This is a genomic window from Peribacillus glennii (genome assembly GCF_003429105.1).
Lineage (GTDB): Bacteria > Bacillota > Bacilli > Bacillales > DSM-1321 > Peribacillus > Peribacillus glennii.
The window spans coordinates 71490-84884 of record NZ_QVTD01000008.1 but is presented as its reverse complement, the minus strand read 5'-3'; the positions used below and the strand labels follow the sequence as shown (position 1 = coordinate 84884).

General features: G+C 43.1%; 14 protein-coding genes. 1 reads left to right on the top strand and 13 read right to left on the bottom strand.

Annotated features, from left to right (window positions below):
* Positions 1–64 precede the first annotated feature (64 nt).
* Positions 65–301, bottom strand: a complete 237-nt coding sequence (locus D0466_RS13115) for a hypothetical protein (RefSeq protein WP_117323014.1) — start codon at positions 299–301, stop codon at positions 65–67.
* A 91-nt stretch (positions 302–392) separates the two neighbouring features.
* Positions 393–1169 (bottom strand): class I SAM-dependent methyltransferase, encoded by a 777-nt coding sequence (locus D0466_RS13110; RefSeq protein WP_233522644.1) that lies wholly within the window; start codon positions 1167–1169, stop codon positions 393–395.
* 169 nt (positions 1170–1338) lie between these two features.
* Here D0466_RS13110 and D0466_RS13105 point away from each other — a divergent pair, with 169 nt between their 5' ends.
* On the top strand, positions 1339–1701 hold the full coding sequence (locus D0466_RS13105) for a VOC family protein (protein WP_117323012.1): 363 nt from the start codon (positions 1339–1341) through the stop codon (positions 1699–1701).
* Between the two features lie 77 nt (positions 1702–1778).
* On the opposite strand, the gene D0466_RS13100 is transcribed toward D0466_RS13105, so the two are convergent.
* From D0466_RS13100 to D0466_RS13050, 11 genes are all read right to left on the bottom strand, one after another.
* Complete coding sequence (locus D0466_RS13100; RefSeq protein ID WP_117323011.1) at positions 1779–2705, bottom strand: SDR family NAD(P)-dependent oxidoreductase; 927 nt, start codon at positions 2703–2705, stop codon at positions 1779–1781.
* A gap of 53 nt (positions 2706–2758) precedes the next feature.
* On the bottom strand, positions 2759–3331 hold the full coding sequence (locus tag D0466_RS13095) for a TetR/AcrR family transcriptional regulator (protein WP_117323010.1): 573 nt from the start codon (positions 3329–3331) through the stop codon (positions 2759–2761).
* Positions 3332–3650: 319 nt separating this feature from the next.
* On the bottom strand, positions 3651–4013 hold the full coding sequence (locus D0466_RS13090; RefSeq protein WP_117323009.1) for a P-II family nitrogen regulator: 363 nt from the start codon (positions 4011–4013) through the stop codon (positions 3651–3653).
* Between the two features lie 12 nt (positions 4014–4025).
* Positions 4026–5252: an ammonium transporter gene (locus D0466_RS13085; protein WP_117323008.1), complete on the bottom strand. Its 1227-nt coding sequence runs from the start codon at positions 5250–5252 to the stop codon at positions 4026–4028.
* Between the two features lie 473 nt (positions 5253–5725).
* Positions 5726–5929, bottom strand: coding sequence for a YbdD/YjiX family protein (locus D0466_RS13080; protein ID WP_117323007.1), 204 nt, complete (start codon positions 5927–5929; stop codon positions 5726–5728).
* Positions 5930–5943: 14 nt separating this feature from the next.
* On the bottom strand, positions 5944–7995 hold the full coding sequence (locus D0466_RS13075; protein ID WP_117323006.1) for a carbon starvation CstA family protein: 2052 nt from the start codon (positions 7993–7995) through the stop codon (positions 5944–5946).
* Positions 7996–8237: 242 nt separating this feature from the next.
* Positions 8238–8495: a type B 50S ribosomal protein L31 gene (locus tag D0466_RS13070; RefSeq protein WP_117323005.1), complete on the bottom strand. Its 258-nt coding sequence runs from the start codon at positions 8493–8495 to the stop codon at positions 8238–8240.
* 219 nt (positions 8496–8714) lie between these two features.
* Positions 8715–9023 carry a hypothetical protein gene (locus tag D0466_RS13065; protein ID WP_117323004.1) on the bottom strand — a complete coding sequence of 103 codons (309 nt, stop codon included), beginning with the start codon at positions 9021–9023 and terminating at the stop codon, positions 8715–8717.
* A 44-nt stretch (positions 9024–9067) separates the two neighbouring features.
* Positions 9068–9493, bottom strand: coding sequence for a DUF4064 domain-containing protein (locus tag D0466_RS13060; protein WP_158555904.1), 426 nt, complete (start codon positions 9491–9493; stop codon positions 9068–9070).
* 319 nt (positions 9494–9812) lie between these two features.
* Positions 9813–11624 carry an ABC transporter ATP-binding protein gene (locus D0466_RS13055; protein ID WP_117323002.1) on the bottom strand — a complete coding sequence of 604 codons (1812 nt, stop codon included), beginning with the start codon at positions 11622–11624 and terminating at the stop codon, positions 9813–9815.
* Position 11625: 1 nt separating this feature from the next.
* Complete coding sequence (locus tag D0466_RS13050; RefSeq protein ID WP_117323152.1) at positions 11626–13347, bottom strand: ABC transporter ATP-binding protein; 1722 nt, start codon at positions 13345–13347, stop codon at positions 11626–11628.
* Positions 13348–13395 lie beyond the last annotated feature (48 nt).

The following is a 13395-nucleotide window of genomic DNA, read 5'->3' as shown; positions in this document are numbered from 1 at the left end:
GTAGTTGCACTTATGCAGGTAAGAAAGTTTTATACTTTCTTACCTGCCAAAAAACTCGGTTTTATCAACCGAGCTTCCGATGGTACTTATATACATAGATTTTGTCTAGTAAAAAACTGACGCCCAGGCCAAAAATGAATGGAAAAATTGAACCAGTCGATACGAATACACCATTTGCCTCATCCGTATTTTCATATCGAAACATTAATAATGGAATAGTAAATATATATCCAATTAAGAGAAGCACACCTGTTGTTAAAACAAGTGTTGAAATGGCAACAAAATAGCGATTACTTTTCATCTAACTCACCTCAGAGGAACAATTCAACAACAAGTGGTTTTATTGAATAATATATATTTAATTTCAATTATTGTATTATTTCATAGCCTTGTTATTCTTTTATCCCCATCACACGGATTCTTTTATAATCGGCGATCCATCCGCCATCCTGAAATAAAACATCTTTCAGGTTTTCTTCCACATTTGTAAGGATCAACTCCTTTATTTCCCCACTTACATTTTCAAACATGCTGCTTGCGAACATCTCAATCCAATTCCTTAACCCTCTATCCCCTTCTAACTGTGTAGGCCGGTTAAAGTGCTGTGCTAAAATAACCCTAAATCCCGCTTTCTCCATGAGCGTGGAGTATTCCCCAATGCTCGGAAAATACCATGGAAATTGTCCCGGTTTATCATGAAGCCCAGATTTCGTTAATTGTATCTCGATTTCATCACTTATGGTTTGGACATTTCCTTTCCCACCGAACTCGGCTACAAATCTGCCACCCTGTTTTAAGGCATTATAAATTCCAGATAATGCATGTTCGGGCTGTTTGATCCAATGCAATGCCGCATTTGAAAACACCGCCTCAAATTCTCGATCTAAAGTTAACTTTTCTGCATCCTGAACAGTAAAAGTAATGTGCGGGTATTTTTCTTTTGCATTCCGAACCATGTTTTCCGATTTATCAATACCAATGACATGAACCCCCATTTCATGAAGTTTATTGGCTAAATCCCCTGTACCACATCCCAGGTCAAGAATCCGTTCTCCCCGGAATGGTGCTAACAGCTCAACTAAATCCTCCCCGAACTTGGAAACAAACGAGTGACTTCCATCATATAAATTTGCATCCCAGCGATCCTTTTTCAATGTTCTATCCAACAAGCGGAAACCCCCTTTAAAACATTCCTTTTTCCATGGTAACATAATGTGGGAAATTCCGGAAAACGTTTTAAAGTAACCAACCCGGATATAAAGGCAAAGTTGATTAAATCAATGAAGAACCGATAAAATAACAGTCATGGATTATAATTTCTTATAAAGGGGCAAAAACATGATCACTAAAATCGCAACCACTGCTGTATATGTGGACGACCAGCAAAAAGCAAAGGCTTTCTGGACAGAAAAGGCAGGCTTTGATGTTTTCGCCGAAAGAGAAATGGCGCCGGGCAGCTATTGGCTGGAGGTAGGGCCTAAAGGGGCGGAAACCGCTCTTGTAATCTATCCGAAAAGCATGATGAAAAACTGGGCTGAACTGAAGCCATCCATCGTTTTCGTAACCGATGATATTAAAGGAACCTACCAAACAATGAAAGATAATGGAGTAGAATTCGAGGGCGAGCTGAATGAAATGCAATGGGGAACCTTCGCGACCTTTAAAGATGATGACGGCAATTCCTTTTTATTAAAAGGATAATATTCTTAAAATAAAAAGATGGAAAACCAAATTTTGGATTTTCCATCTTTCGTTCCAATTGATTAACTCATCTCGGACTATCCCCTCAGCTGGGCAATCGTTATCTCTATGCCAATTCTGTATGGTGTCCGGGGAACCGGCCCAATCTCACGCTCATATTTGCTGCCGTCAAGTACAACCGGCTCTTCCGTTAAATAGTACATCTCAAGGTATTCCTTCATGAATTTATCAAAGAAGCCAAAAAACCGGATCATTCCTTTTGAAACTTTCGAAATGTGTCGACTATAGCCTGTGGCTTGTTTTGCCATTTGTAGGATTTCTGTACCGGTAATCGTGCTTGTTCCAGGTATATTCCAATTTTGGCCATACGCTTTATCATTCAGGGCGAGTTCGACCATAGCCTTTGCTCCGTCCGGTGTGAAGATATACTCTCTGGCCGCAGCTTGATCGCCCACAAATCGCGCCTTCTTATTTTTGACCATGCTTTCTAATGTATAATTCAACAATGTACTTCCCGCATTAGGTCCGTAAAAGTCAGGGAAATGGGCAATAAACATCGGTATCCCTGATTCCTTAGCCATGTTTTCAGCTTCCAACCGGAGTTTCCCTTTTTTTGTATGAGGGTTTTTCCGCATTTCCTCTGTTAACGGAATCCCCCGGCTCCGCCCATATGCGTAAATATTGTCCACTATAGCGAGCCTGGCTTTCGATTCCTTTGCCGCATCCACAATGTTGTTCATCAAGTCAGCAAGTTTTTCTTCCCATTCCTGATAAGGAATATTGATCGCATGGAAAATGACATCCACCCCTGCCGCTGCATCCCTTAACTCTTTTTTATTAAAAACATCCCCAGCGATGATAACTACTTCCTTATCATTGAAAAGACTTTGCAATTTTTCCTTATTCCTCGAAAAAACCCTAACCTCTATGTTTCTTTCAATTAGCTCGGAAACAATGGCACTGCCCATACTCCCCGAAGCACCTAACACCAATGCCTTTTTCATGACAGATCCTCCTTTAATTATCCGGTGGTCAATAAAATGGCAAAAAAAGCTGTCTACATATCGATCGCTTTTAGCAGCAAAGAAACATGCGATTCAGCCAGGTCGCTTACATCTTCATAGGTTTGGCCCGACCGGCAGTATACAGCCGCAAATCCATGGATGCTCAAAAAAATCGACCAAATTGTTTTCATGTTAACCTTCCTTCCGCACAATTCATAAATTGCATGTGCAAATAGCTCATAGCTTTGGTCTGGTCCTTTTTTTAAATGGCTTTGAACATCTTCATCCCTGGTTAAAAACATGATTTCATAGTGGTTCGGGTGTGTCAGGCCGAACTCTATAAATCCGAGTAATATCTTCCTGAGCTTTTCCCTTTCCCCAAAATCTTGCCGCAGTATTTTCTCCAATACCCCGTCTAATAAAGAAAAGTCTTCCTTAACCAGGGCGTAGAAAAGTTCCGCTTTATTCTCAAAGTGATAATAAATGGCACCATGCGTGTAATCGAGTTCTTTGGCGATTTTCCTCATCGAAACACTCTGATAGCCTTCTTTCACAAAAAGACTTCTTGCCGTATCCATAATTCTTTCCCTGGAAAGCTCTGTCTCCACTGATTTTCTTGGTGTCATGAATGCTGATTCTCCCTGTAATTGACCACTGTTTAATAATATTGTAAAATAAATCCAATAAATTTACAACCGTCAAAAAATGAAAAGAAGCAAAATACACAAATTTTGCTTCGTTCATTCACTTATATTTATTTTTTTAACCCTTCCACCATTTCCTCCAGCTCTTTTAACGGGAGGGTAAACAGATAAATAAGTTCGGTCATCAGGCTCATATGCCTACTCACAGATAAGCAGGTTTATCATCTTCGACTTTTTCGCATTGAACAGATTCACTAACTTCCCCATGGGCCCCCTCCTGCATTACCAGTCTCCGGGGAAGCTATTTATCATTTTTTAACGCGTCATGCCCTTCTTCCCCTGTCCTGATTTTTATCACATTTGATAGTTCATGGATAAAGACCTTTCCGTCCCCGGGCTGACCGGTATTGAAAAACTTTCTGGCAACCTCAATCACCTCATGTACGGGAACTTCACAAACGACGATTTCAATTTTGATCCGGTCGTGAAGCGTAATTTCACGCTTCACACCCCGGTAGGTTTCAACAAATCCTTTTTGAAGTCCTGTTCCTTTTACATCAGAAACCGTAATCCCGCTGACCCCGATTTTCGCCAGTTCCTGTTTGAACTGTTCAAATTTATTAGGGCGTGTGACAATCTCTATTTTTGTTAACGTCTCTCCCATCTCTGGTCCCCCTTAAAAATTTGTTTCATGGTAAGCTTTTTCGCCGTGCAGCGTTAAATCCAGCCCCAGTGATTCCTGTTCTTCATCAACACGGATTGGCACAAATACATTAATTACCCTGGCAATGATGTAAGTGATGACAGCCACAAAAATGAACGTCGCCACAATTGCCACAACTTGTTTCCACAAAAGCCCGAAATCACCGTAGAAAAGGCCATTGGCTCCCCCGGAGTTTACGGATGTTGTTGCAAAAAGGCCTGTTGCGATTCCGCCCCAAGTTCCGCCTATGCCATGCAAGCCAAACGCATCCAATGCATCATCATAGCCGAGTTTCTTTTTTAAATAAGTAACTCCCCAGAAACATACGATTCCACCGACAAGGCCAATGATGATCGATGAGGCTGATGTTACAAATCCGCAAGCCGGAGTGATTGCCACCAGCCCGGCTATCGCTCCTGAGAGGCCCCCAAGCATCGTCGGCTTTTTATTGACGTAGTATTCGATTAACAGCCATCCCAGTATTCCCGCAGCCGCAGCGATTGCCGTATTGACGAACACTGTCATGGCAACATCATTAATCGTCAGGGCACTTCCCACGTTAAATCCGTACCACCCGAACCAGATCAAAGTTGCACCTAAAAACGTTAATGGAAGATTGTGCGGAGAACTGGATTCCAGATCCTTGCGTTTTCCTAAGAGGATTGCCAGTACCAACCCTGTCACTCCCGAGGATATATGGACAACGTTGCCCCCTGCAAAATCCAGGGCACCAAGCTCCCTCAACCAGCCTCCAACTCCCCACACCCAGTGGGCTACCGGAGCGTAAGCAAGTAAGGACCAAATTATGATAAAAGCGATAAATGCGGAAAACCTCATACGTTCGGCGAATCCGCCTGAAATAATCGCAACTGTCAAAACAGCGAATGTCATTTGGAACAACATGAACATGTTATGGGGAATTGTGGCACTATAATCCCCGTTTGGTTCAAAAGTTACCCCCTTTAAACCGGCCCAGTCAAGGTTCCCAATAAAGGCGTTTCCTCCTGTAGAGAAGGAGAGTGAATAACCTACGAGCACCCATAAAATCGATACGATTGCCATAGGCATATAACTGTGCATCGCCGTGCTTAGCACATTTTTGCTTTTAACCATCCCTCCGTAAAATAGCGCAATACCAGGAGTCATCAGCCAGACCAACATTGTTGCAATAAACATGAATACTGCATCTCCCATTTCCATTTCAGTGCACCCCTTTTAACCTTATTTTCATGTTATATTTCCTAACATGATTTGTCGTTAAACTTATCATATAGTTTGAATAATAAAAATACAAGTAAAAATTCAGATATTTTAAAAACAATGTTATGTTTTCTTACATGTGTTTTTTCCTCAAAAAAAGATACCCTCGCAAGGAGAGTATCTTCTGGATAATTGTTATTTTTTCAAGTCTTCAATACAAGCAATAGGGAAAATTCAAGAGCGGGTTTATCAAAGCTTCCTACTTTTCCTATTTTCTCCCGATCCATTAAATTTTTTTTAGTCTTTTTACAAATTATCTTTTATATTTTAAAAGCATCGAGACTTTGAAGTGACCCCCAAAAACCAAGTTTTATATGTGCTTTTCCCTATGCGGGTACATCAAAAGAAAGCGGTTTACCTTTAAAATCAAACCCTTTCACTTTCATTTTCATGAAAAGTCATCTTTCTTTTAATTAACAACATCGTGAAATTTTTCCGCCTTTTGCGTTGAACCGGTCTTCTTGAGCTTCGCAGAAAAATTCTTTCCGGCTTTTCACCTGTGCATCCGGATGATGTGTACGCATATGGTCAACGTAAGTTTCATAGGATGGTACACCCACAAGCAGGCTAATAAACTGTTTCCGATAACTCAGTATCTCTGAAATTTTCTTAAGCATCTTCTCCCTCCTTTTTAGGCCCGATGGGTATGAACCGTTTCATGGAGCGTTACCTCCTGGTCCTTTAACACCTTAATCCATAAACGGACTGCTGATATAAATACCGTTATGACGATAAGCATGAAGAACGCACACAGGGCTGCATCCACATAATCGTTTACCAATACCTGTCTCATTTCGCCCATGGTTTTCGCAGGCGGCAATATTTCACCCTTGTCAATGGCATCCTTGAACACTTTTCCATGTGCCAAGAAACCAATCCTTGGGTTTTCATGGAATAGTTTTTGCCATCCGGCAGTCATCGTCACTATCAATACGAAGGTTGTCGGAACAAGCGTAACCCATGTATATGCTTTCTTACCCATTTTAAACAGGATAGTTGACCCCAGTAGAAGCGCAATTCCTGCAAGCATTTGATTCGCTATTCCAAATAATGGCCATAGGGTATTAATGCCGCCTAACGGATCGATGACACCCTGATACAGGAAATATCCCCAGCCCAAAACGCAAAGCGCTGTTGCAATGATATTCGGGACCCACGCATCAGTCTTTGCAAACGGCTTATAGAAGGTACCGATGATATCCTGGATCATGAAGCGTCCCACCCGGGTTCCCGCATCTATTGTCGTTAAGATAAATAATGCTTCAAAGAGTATCGCAAAGTGGTACCAGAATGCCATCATGGCATCCCCGCCTATCACTTCGGAGAAAATAACTGCCATGCCGATCGCGAGGGTCGGGGCACCGCCAGTCCGTGAAATAACGGATTCTTCCCCTACTTTATCAGCCAGATTAGTCAAATCGTCCGGCGTAAGTTTGAACCCCCAGTCAGAAATGGTTGCTGCAGCTGTAACGGCATCAGGACCAATTACTGCAGGCGGGCTATTGATTGCAAAGTATATGCCTGGTGTCAAGACACAGGCAGCAATCATAGCCATAACGGCTACGAAGGATTCGGTAAGCATCGCTCCGTAACCAATCGGCCGGGCATGTGATTCCCGCTCGATCATCTTAGGCGTAGTCCCTGATGAAATGAGTGAATGGAAACCTGATACAGCTCCACAGGCAATTGTAATGAATAAGAACGGGAACAGATTTCCGGAAAAAACAGGCCCGGTTCCGTCAATAAACTTGGTGACGGCAGGCATTTCAAGATTTGGCGCCACAACCAGAATCCCTATTGCAAGGCCAATGATCGTTCCTACCTTTAAAAATGTACTTAAATAATCACGCGGTGCAAGCAAAAGCCATACGGGCAACACTGAAGCGATAAAGCCGTAGGCAATCATCATAAGAGCAATTGCTTCGCCGCTGAATGTAAACATGGCAGCAAGCGTTGTATTTTCAGAAACCAATTGGCCGCCGTAAAGGGAAAGAAGCAATAAAACAATCCCGATTATCGAACCTTCCCCGACCCGGCCAGGCCGGATATAACGCATATAAATCCCCATAAAAATGGCGATAGGTATGGTGGCCGCGATTGTAAACATACCCCAAGGGCTTCCTACAAGCGCTTTCACAACGACCAAAGCGAGTACGGCTAATAAAATAATCATGATTCCAAGAATTCCAAACATCGCAATCGTCCCTGTGATTGGGCCGATTTCTTCTTTTATCATTTCACCAAGTGATTTTCCATTTCTTCGCATCGATCCGAATAAAATCACAAAATCCTGTACAGCCCCTGCCAAAACAACCCCTACCACAATCCAAAGGGTTCCGGGCAAGTAGCCCATTTGCGCAGCCAAAATTGGCCCGACAAGCGGACCTGCGCCTGCAATCGCAGCAAAGTGGTGGCCGAACAGGACCCATTTATTGGTCGGCACATAGTCTTTTCCATCATTATTTGCTTCTGCCGGTGTAATGCGATCATCATTTAACTCAAAAACTTTTTGCGCGATAAATTTACTATAAAAGCGGTAAGCAACAGCATACACACAGACAGCGGCAGTCAAAATCCAGATTGCGTTGATACTCTCTCCACGTTTTAAGGCAACAAAACCAAAACTAACAGCCCCAATAGCAGAAATAACTCCCCAAAGCAGAATTGATTTAAGCGCTTTCATTCTTTCTCCCACCTCTCTTAAAATTATAGTTTTCTTTCTCTAAATGATATTCAGCTTTTTATACCGCTAACCCCCCCTTTTCTATAAATTAAGAATTTTCTTTCTATTATTGATTATAAAATAGCGGTTATTTTAAAAGCAATTTATTTTCCCGTTTTTTCTACAATATTTTTGGATAGCCATTCTTCTAAAATAGTATTTTTCTTCAAAAAAAAGCCTGCATCACACATGCAGGCTTCGTTCTATCCATTAATATTACTCATTTTATATTTTTGCATAAAGCGCTCGGCTCTTCCGCCTTTATCGGCAAATTTTTGCCTTCCGGTATAAAAAGTATGGGTATCCGAAGTTACTTCAACCTTTAACACAGGGTACGTTTCCCCGTCTTCCCATTCAACCGTTTCATTGGAACTTTTTGTGGATCCGCTTAAAAACTTGAAGCCGCTGTTCATGTCCATAAAGACTACTTTACGATATTCTGGATGTATTTCCGGTTTCAAACGTATCACCTCTTTTTTTATTGATAAACACATCATAACCGGAATCATTACGATTTACAAATATATTGCTCAAACAAATTATTATACAAATGTTTTGTTGTATTCTGCAGACGAAAATTGGTTTTGGGAGCTTACTCAAATAAATCGGTCAGGCACTATTCCATGTTTCAGGCGGCAGCGGCAGTTAGGCTTAGAGCTGCGCTTGGAACTGAGCTTACGTCATTTTCTGTCAAGATATACTACTTCATCTGCCTTTTCCATTAAGTTCAACACATTAAACATTTTCTTTCCTGTTATCCTGGTGCCGCATTGGAACCGGACCCTTTCACCCTCACCTGCCGTAAATGAAATTTCCTTGCTCAAGCACCAGTCAATTTGCATTTGCAGTTTATAATCTCCAGGTTCAAGCGTGAATTCTTTCGTTTCTCCGTCCTTGATTGATCCGATCTCCCTATCATCCATAAGGATTTTATAGTCCCTGAATTTGTTCATCAGTTGTTTTTCGCGGTTTATTATAATGGTCGCCATTTCTATCCCCTTTGCTTGCTCTTTAGTCAGTCTTTATAGAGATATCAGCCCGCATTAAAATCCCCGGTTTTTTCCTTACGTACCAAGCACATAATTCCCGCAATCAGATAAAGAAGCCCCGGCAAAAAGCCTGCCCCCACTGAAACCAGACCTACAAGGACGCCACCTGTGATAAAGAATATTCCGGCCGCTTTTGGCTTCCGTGCTTTTAATACAAAAATTGCAACTAAACCAAGGACAAACCCAAGAATGGATGCAATTGTAAACGCCCAGCCGATTGCCCCGAATATGTTCATGACCGCTGTAATATCAGTGCCGTTCAAAGCCGGATCGCTCTGCATCATTTTTTCCATTTCCAATTTCAACTGGCCATTTCCCTCTACAAATAGAAACAGCAATCCGAATAACAGCATCAATCCTGACAAAATAACTCCGATGATCCCTAAAACATATTCACCAATTCGCTTCACCCTCACAACCTCCTAAGCTTTCTTCTACAGACCGGTACCTGTGAAAAAGTAGACATATTCCCTTATCCTATTTCCATTTACCTTCCATCGTTAGTCTGAAGGCGGGCCTTCTTTCAAAATTATACGAACATAGAAGCACTAAGTTTCATGTCCTTGTAAAAACAGTTCTTTTGTCCCGAACATGGCCGCTGTCTGACATATTTCCTGATCTTTCCCACAAGAAAACCAGCCTCCTGGCGAGCTTTCGAAAAAGAAAGATTTGAAGATACGGAATCTTGATAATTACACCGGCCAGCAAAAAGGACATAAAAAACCCCTTTCATCCGGTCAAATGCCCTTCAGCATGCTGGCGATTAAAGAGCCCGTAATAAAACCCTTCTTCCCGCATAAGGGATTCATGAGTTCCTCTCTCGATAATCCGGCCTTCACGCAGGACAAGTATCTGGTCCGCCTTTCGGATGGTTCCAAGCCTGTGCGCAATCACAAAGCTGGTCCTTCCTTCCATTAAACGCTGCAATGCCTCCTGGATTTTCAGTTCGGTAATGGTATCGATGCTGCTCGTTGCTTCATCAAGGATCAAAATCTTTGGATCAGCCAATAAGGCTCTGGCAATGGAGAGCAGCTGCCGCTGCCCCTGGCTGATCCCGCCGCCATCTTGATTCAATACCGTGTCGTAAGCATGAGGCAGCTTCATTATGAAGGAATGGGCATTCGCAAGTTTTGCAGCTTCCTCTACCTCTGCATTCGTGGCTTCAAGCCGGCCGTACCGAATGTTTTCGAGAATGCTTCCTTCAAACAAAAAAGAATCCTGCAAGACAAAGCCCATATTCTTTCGAAGACTGGCTCTTGTAACATTTCGGGTATCCTGGCCGTCCACTAAAATCCGTCCGCTATCAGGTTCATAAAAGCGTGAAAGCAAGTTGATGATTGTAGTTTTCCCGGCTCCTGTCGGCCCCACTAGTGCAACCGTTTCCCCATTGTTCACCTGAAAACTAACATTCTTGATTGTGTTTGAACCCGTTTCATAGGAAAATGATACATTGTCAAAAGAGACTCTTCCCTCCACACTCGCTAAACCTACAGCTTCTTTTTCATCTTTTTCTTCTTCTTCCTCATCTAAAATTTCAAAGACCCTTTCTGCACCGGCTACTGCGGAAAGCAGTGTGTTAAACTGATTCGAAAGATCGTTTAACGGACGGGTAAACTGCCTTGAATACTCTGTAAAGATGACAATCGTCCCGATCGAGATGGCTCCCTTGAAGGCCAGTATCCCGCCGACACCGGCAATGATCGCAAAGCTAAGATTGTTCAAGACGTTCATTAATTTGGGGATAAATCCTGAATAAGCCTGGGCCAGATATCCGGAATGTTTTAGTTTTTCACTTCGTTCAACAAAATGGCCTAGCACTTTTTCCTCCTGGGAGAATGTCTTGACGATCCGCTGGCCTGAGATGGTTTCTTCCATAAATCCATTCAATTCTCCGAGATTCCGCTGCTGCTCCCTAAACAGCCTGCCCGTCCGGTTCGTGATCCACTTCATTCCGGCAAACATCAAAGGCACGATCATAAGGGTCAGCAATGTGAGCAATGGACTTAACCAGACCATGACGGCAACAGTTCCAGCCAACATCAGCAGGCTTGAGAAAATCTGGATAACCGAGCTATTCAAGGTGGAGCTAACGTTTTCGATATCATTGGTAACGCGGCTCATCAATTCTCCGTGCTGCCGGTGGTCGAAAAACTTGATGGGCAATTTATGCAGATGTTCGAACAATTGATTGCGCATTGTGTTTACTGTATCCTGGGCGATGCCGATCATCCAGAAACTTTGCAGCCATACAGTAACCGATTGAAAAACGTAAACACCGATCAAAGAAACCAAAAGCGTAAGCATAGCGCTGGTGTTCCCTGCCACAATAAAGTCATCTATTGCAACTCCTAATAGATAGGGGCCGAGCAGGCTTGCTGCAGAGCTGGCAACAACCGTGAACAAAACTAGGATCAACAGCCCTTTTCTGTTGGCCAGATACATCCAGATACGCTTGATAGTGGATGCCCAGTTGCGCGGCTTTGCTGCAGTTTTAGGGGCATGGTGGTGGCTTGGACCTGTTGAAGGGTTGATCCGTCTCATATCAAAGGGCCTCCTCTCTAAACTGGGACTTATAAATTCTTTGATAAAGCCCCTCACTTCTAAGCAGCTCTTCATGGCTCCCTTTTGCAATCAGCTGTCCATCATCCAAGAGCAAAATCAAATCCGCAGCTTTCGCGGTACTGATTTTTTGGGTAATGATAAAAGTAGTACACAGGTACTTTTCCAAGGCCTGAAGCAGGTTGGTTTCCGTGTTGGCGTCCAGAGCACTGGTACTGTCGTCCAAAAGGAGGATCTTTGGTTTCCTGACAAGAGCTCTTGCGATTGATAAGCGCTGCTTTTGCCCGCCCGATAGGTTGACGCCCTTTTGTCCAACGATTGTTTCATATTGTCCCGGCAGCTTTTCGACCATGCCATGGATTTGTGCGTCGGTGGCCGCAATTACGATTTCATCATCTGTTGCTTCTCCTTTTCCCCAGGCAATGTTCTCCCGTACCGTTCCAGTAAAGAGATGGGCTTCCTGCGGTACGACGCCAATTTGTTTCCTCAACGTTTCAATCTTGAATTGCCTTACATCTGTACCGTCAATAAGCACCTTCCCGCCATCAGCATCGTATAGTCGGGGAATCAAATGGAAAAGCGTTGTTTTCCCAGAACCGGTGCCTCCAAGAATGGCCACCGTTTCACCTGGTTCGGCCACAAAAGATACATGGTTCAGCACGTGATTTTCCGCAGCCGGATACTGGAACGAAACGTTGCAAAACTCTACCCTCCCTGCCTTTATTTCCGTAGCAGGGTCGGCATTTACCATATCCAGTAAATCTATGTGTGTAGAAAACACTTCGTTTATGCGCCCTGCTGATGCTCCGGCCCTTGAAAGCGCCATAATCAGCCAGGAAAACACGGAAAATGAGGCGGTAATTCTCGTTACATAATTGACGATCGCTACCACTTCCCCTACCTTAATATCCCCTGTGATTATTTGTTTGCTGCCAAACCAAAGGATCACAATAACGCTAATATTCATCACCAAAAGTAAAATGGGCAATGTTGTTTCTATTAATCTTAAAGAAGCAGCCGTTTTGTTCTTCAATCGATCAGCGGCATTCCGGAATTTTGTAATCTCAAAGTCTCTCCTGATAAACGCCTTAATCAGGCGAATTCCGTTTAAATTTTCCCGCATGATGCCATTTACGGCGTCCAGCCTTGACTGAACATCCTTAAAAAGCTTCCCGGCCCGGCCCATGACCCAGAAAAGGAAGTAGATCAGGACCGGGATTGTGATTAATAGGATGAACGCTAATTTAGCATCAACCAACAAAGCCATGACCGTCCCGCCAATTACCAGCAGAGGGGCTCGCATCATGATTCGCAGGCCCATAAACACAGTATTTTGAAGAACGGTGACATCTCCTGTTAATCTGGTAATCAGAGATGAAGCGGAAAGTTTATCAAGATTCGTGAAGGAGAAGGATTGGACTTTTTCAAACAAACTCTTCCTCACATCAAATCCGAAACCCTGGCTGACATGGGACGCAGCAAATGAATTCACGATACCCCCGATAAAAGCAAGGATGGACACTCCCACAAGAACACTTCCCCACAGATAAACCACTCGGAGATCATTCTGCAATATCCCTTCATCAATTATTTTCGCCATCAAGAGCGGCTGGATGAGCTCTACGGCCAATTCGAAAAGCATCAGGAAAAGTGCGACGAATATTGGGAGCTTATAGGGCTTTAGAAAAAAAGACAATTTTCTCATATCTTTCACAGATCTTCCTTCCGTTATTAGAAAACCCACCGATTGGCG

What these genes read in the sequence shown, in the direction of transcription:
- D0466_RS13115 (WP_117323014.1), bottom strand. Translation starts at nt 301, where the DNA reads ATGAAAAGTAATCGCTATTTTGTTGCCATTTCAACACTTGTTTTAACA.
- D0466_RS13105 (WP_117323012.1), top strand. Translation starts at nt 1,339, where the DNA reads ATGATCACTAAAATCGCAACCACTGCTGTATATGTGGACGACCAGCAA.
- D0466_RS13100 (WP_117323011.1), bottom strand. Translation starts at nt 2,705, where the DNA reads ATGAAAAAGGCATTGGTGTTAGGTGCTTCGGGGAGTATGGGCAGTGCC.
- D0466_RS13095 (WP_117323010.1), bottom strand. Translation starts at nt 3,331, where the DNA reads ATGACACCAAGAAAATCAGTGGAGACAGAGCTTTCCAGGGAAAGAATT.
- D0466_RS13090 (WP_117323009.1), bottom strand. Translation starts at nt 4,013, where the DNA reads ATGGGAGAGACGTTAACAAAAATAGAGATTGTCACACGCCCTAATAAA.
- D0466_RS13085 (WP_117323008.1), bottom strand. Translation starts at nt 5,252, where the DNA reads ATGGAAATGGGAGATGCAGTATTCATGTTTATTGCAACAATGTTGGTC.
- D0466_RS13080 (WP_117323007.1), bottom strand. Translation starts at nt 5,929, where the DNA reads ATGCTTAAGAAAATTTCAGAGATACTGAGTTATCGGAAACAGTTTATT.
- D0466_RS13075 (WP_117323006.1), bottom strand. Translation starts at nt 7,995, where the DNA reads ATGAAAGCGCTTAAATCAATTCTGCTTTGGGGAGTTATTTCTGCTATT.
- D0466_RS13065 (WP_117323004.1), bottom strand. Translation starts at nt 9,023, where the DNA reads ATGGCGACCATTATAATAAACCGCGAAAAACAACTGATGAACAAATTC.
- D0466_RS13055 (WP_117323002.1), bottom strand. Translation starts at nt 11,624, where the DNA reads ATGAGACGGATCAACCCTTCAACAGGTCCAAGCCACCACCATGCCCCT.
- D0466_RS13050 (WP_117323152.1), bottom strand. Translation starts at nt 13,347, where the DNA reads ATGAGAAAATTGTCTTTTTTTCTAAAGCCCTATAAGCTCCCAATATTC.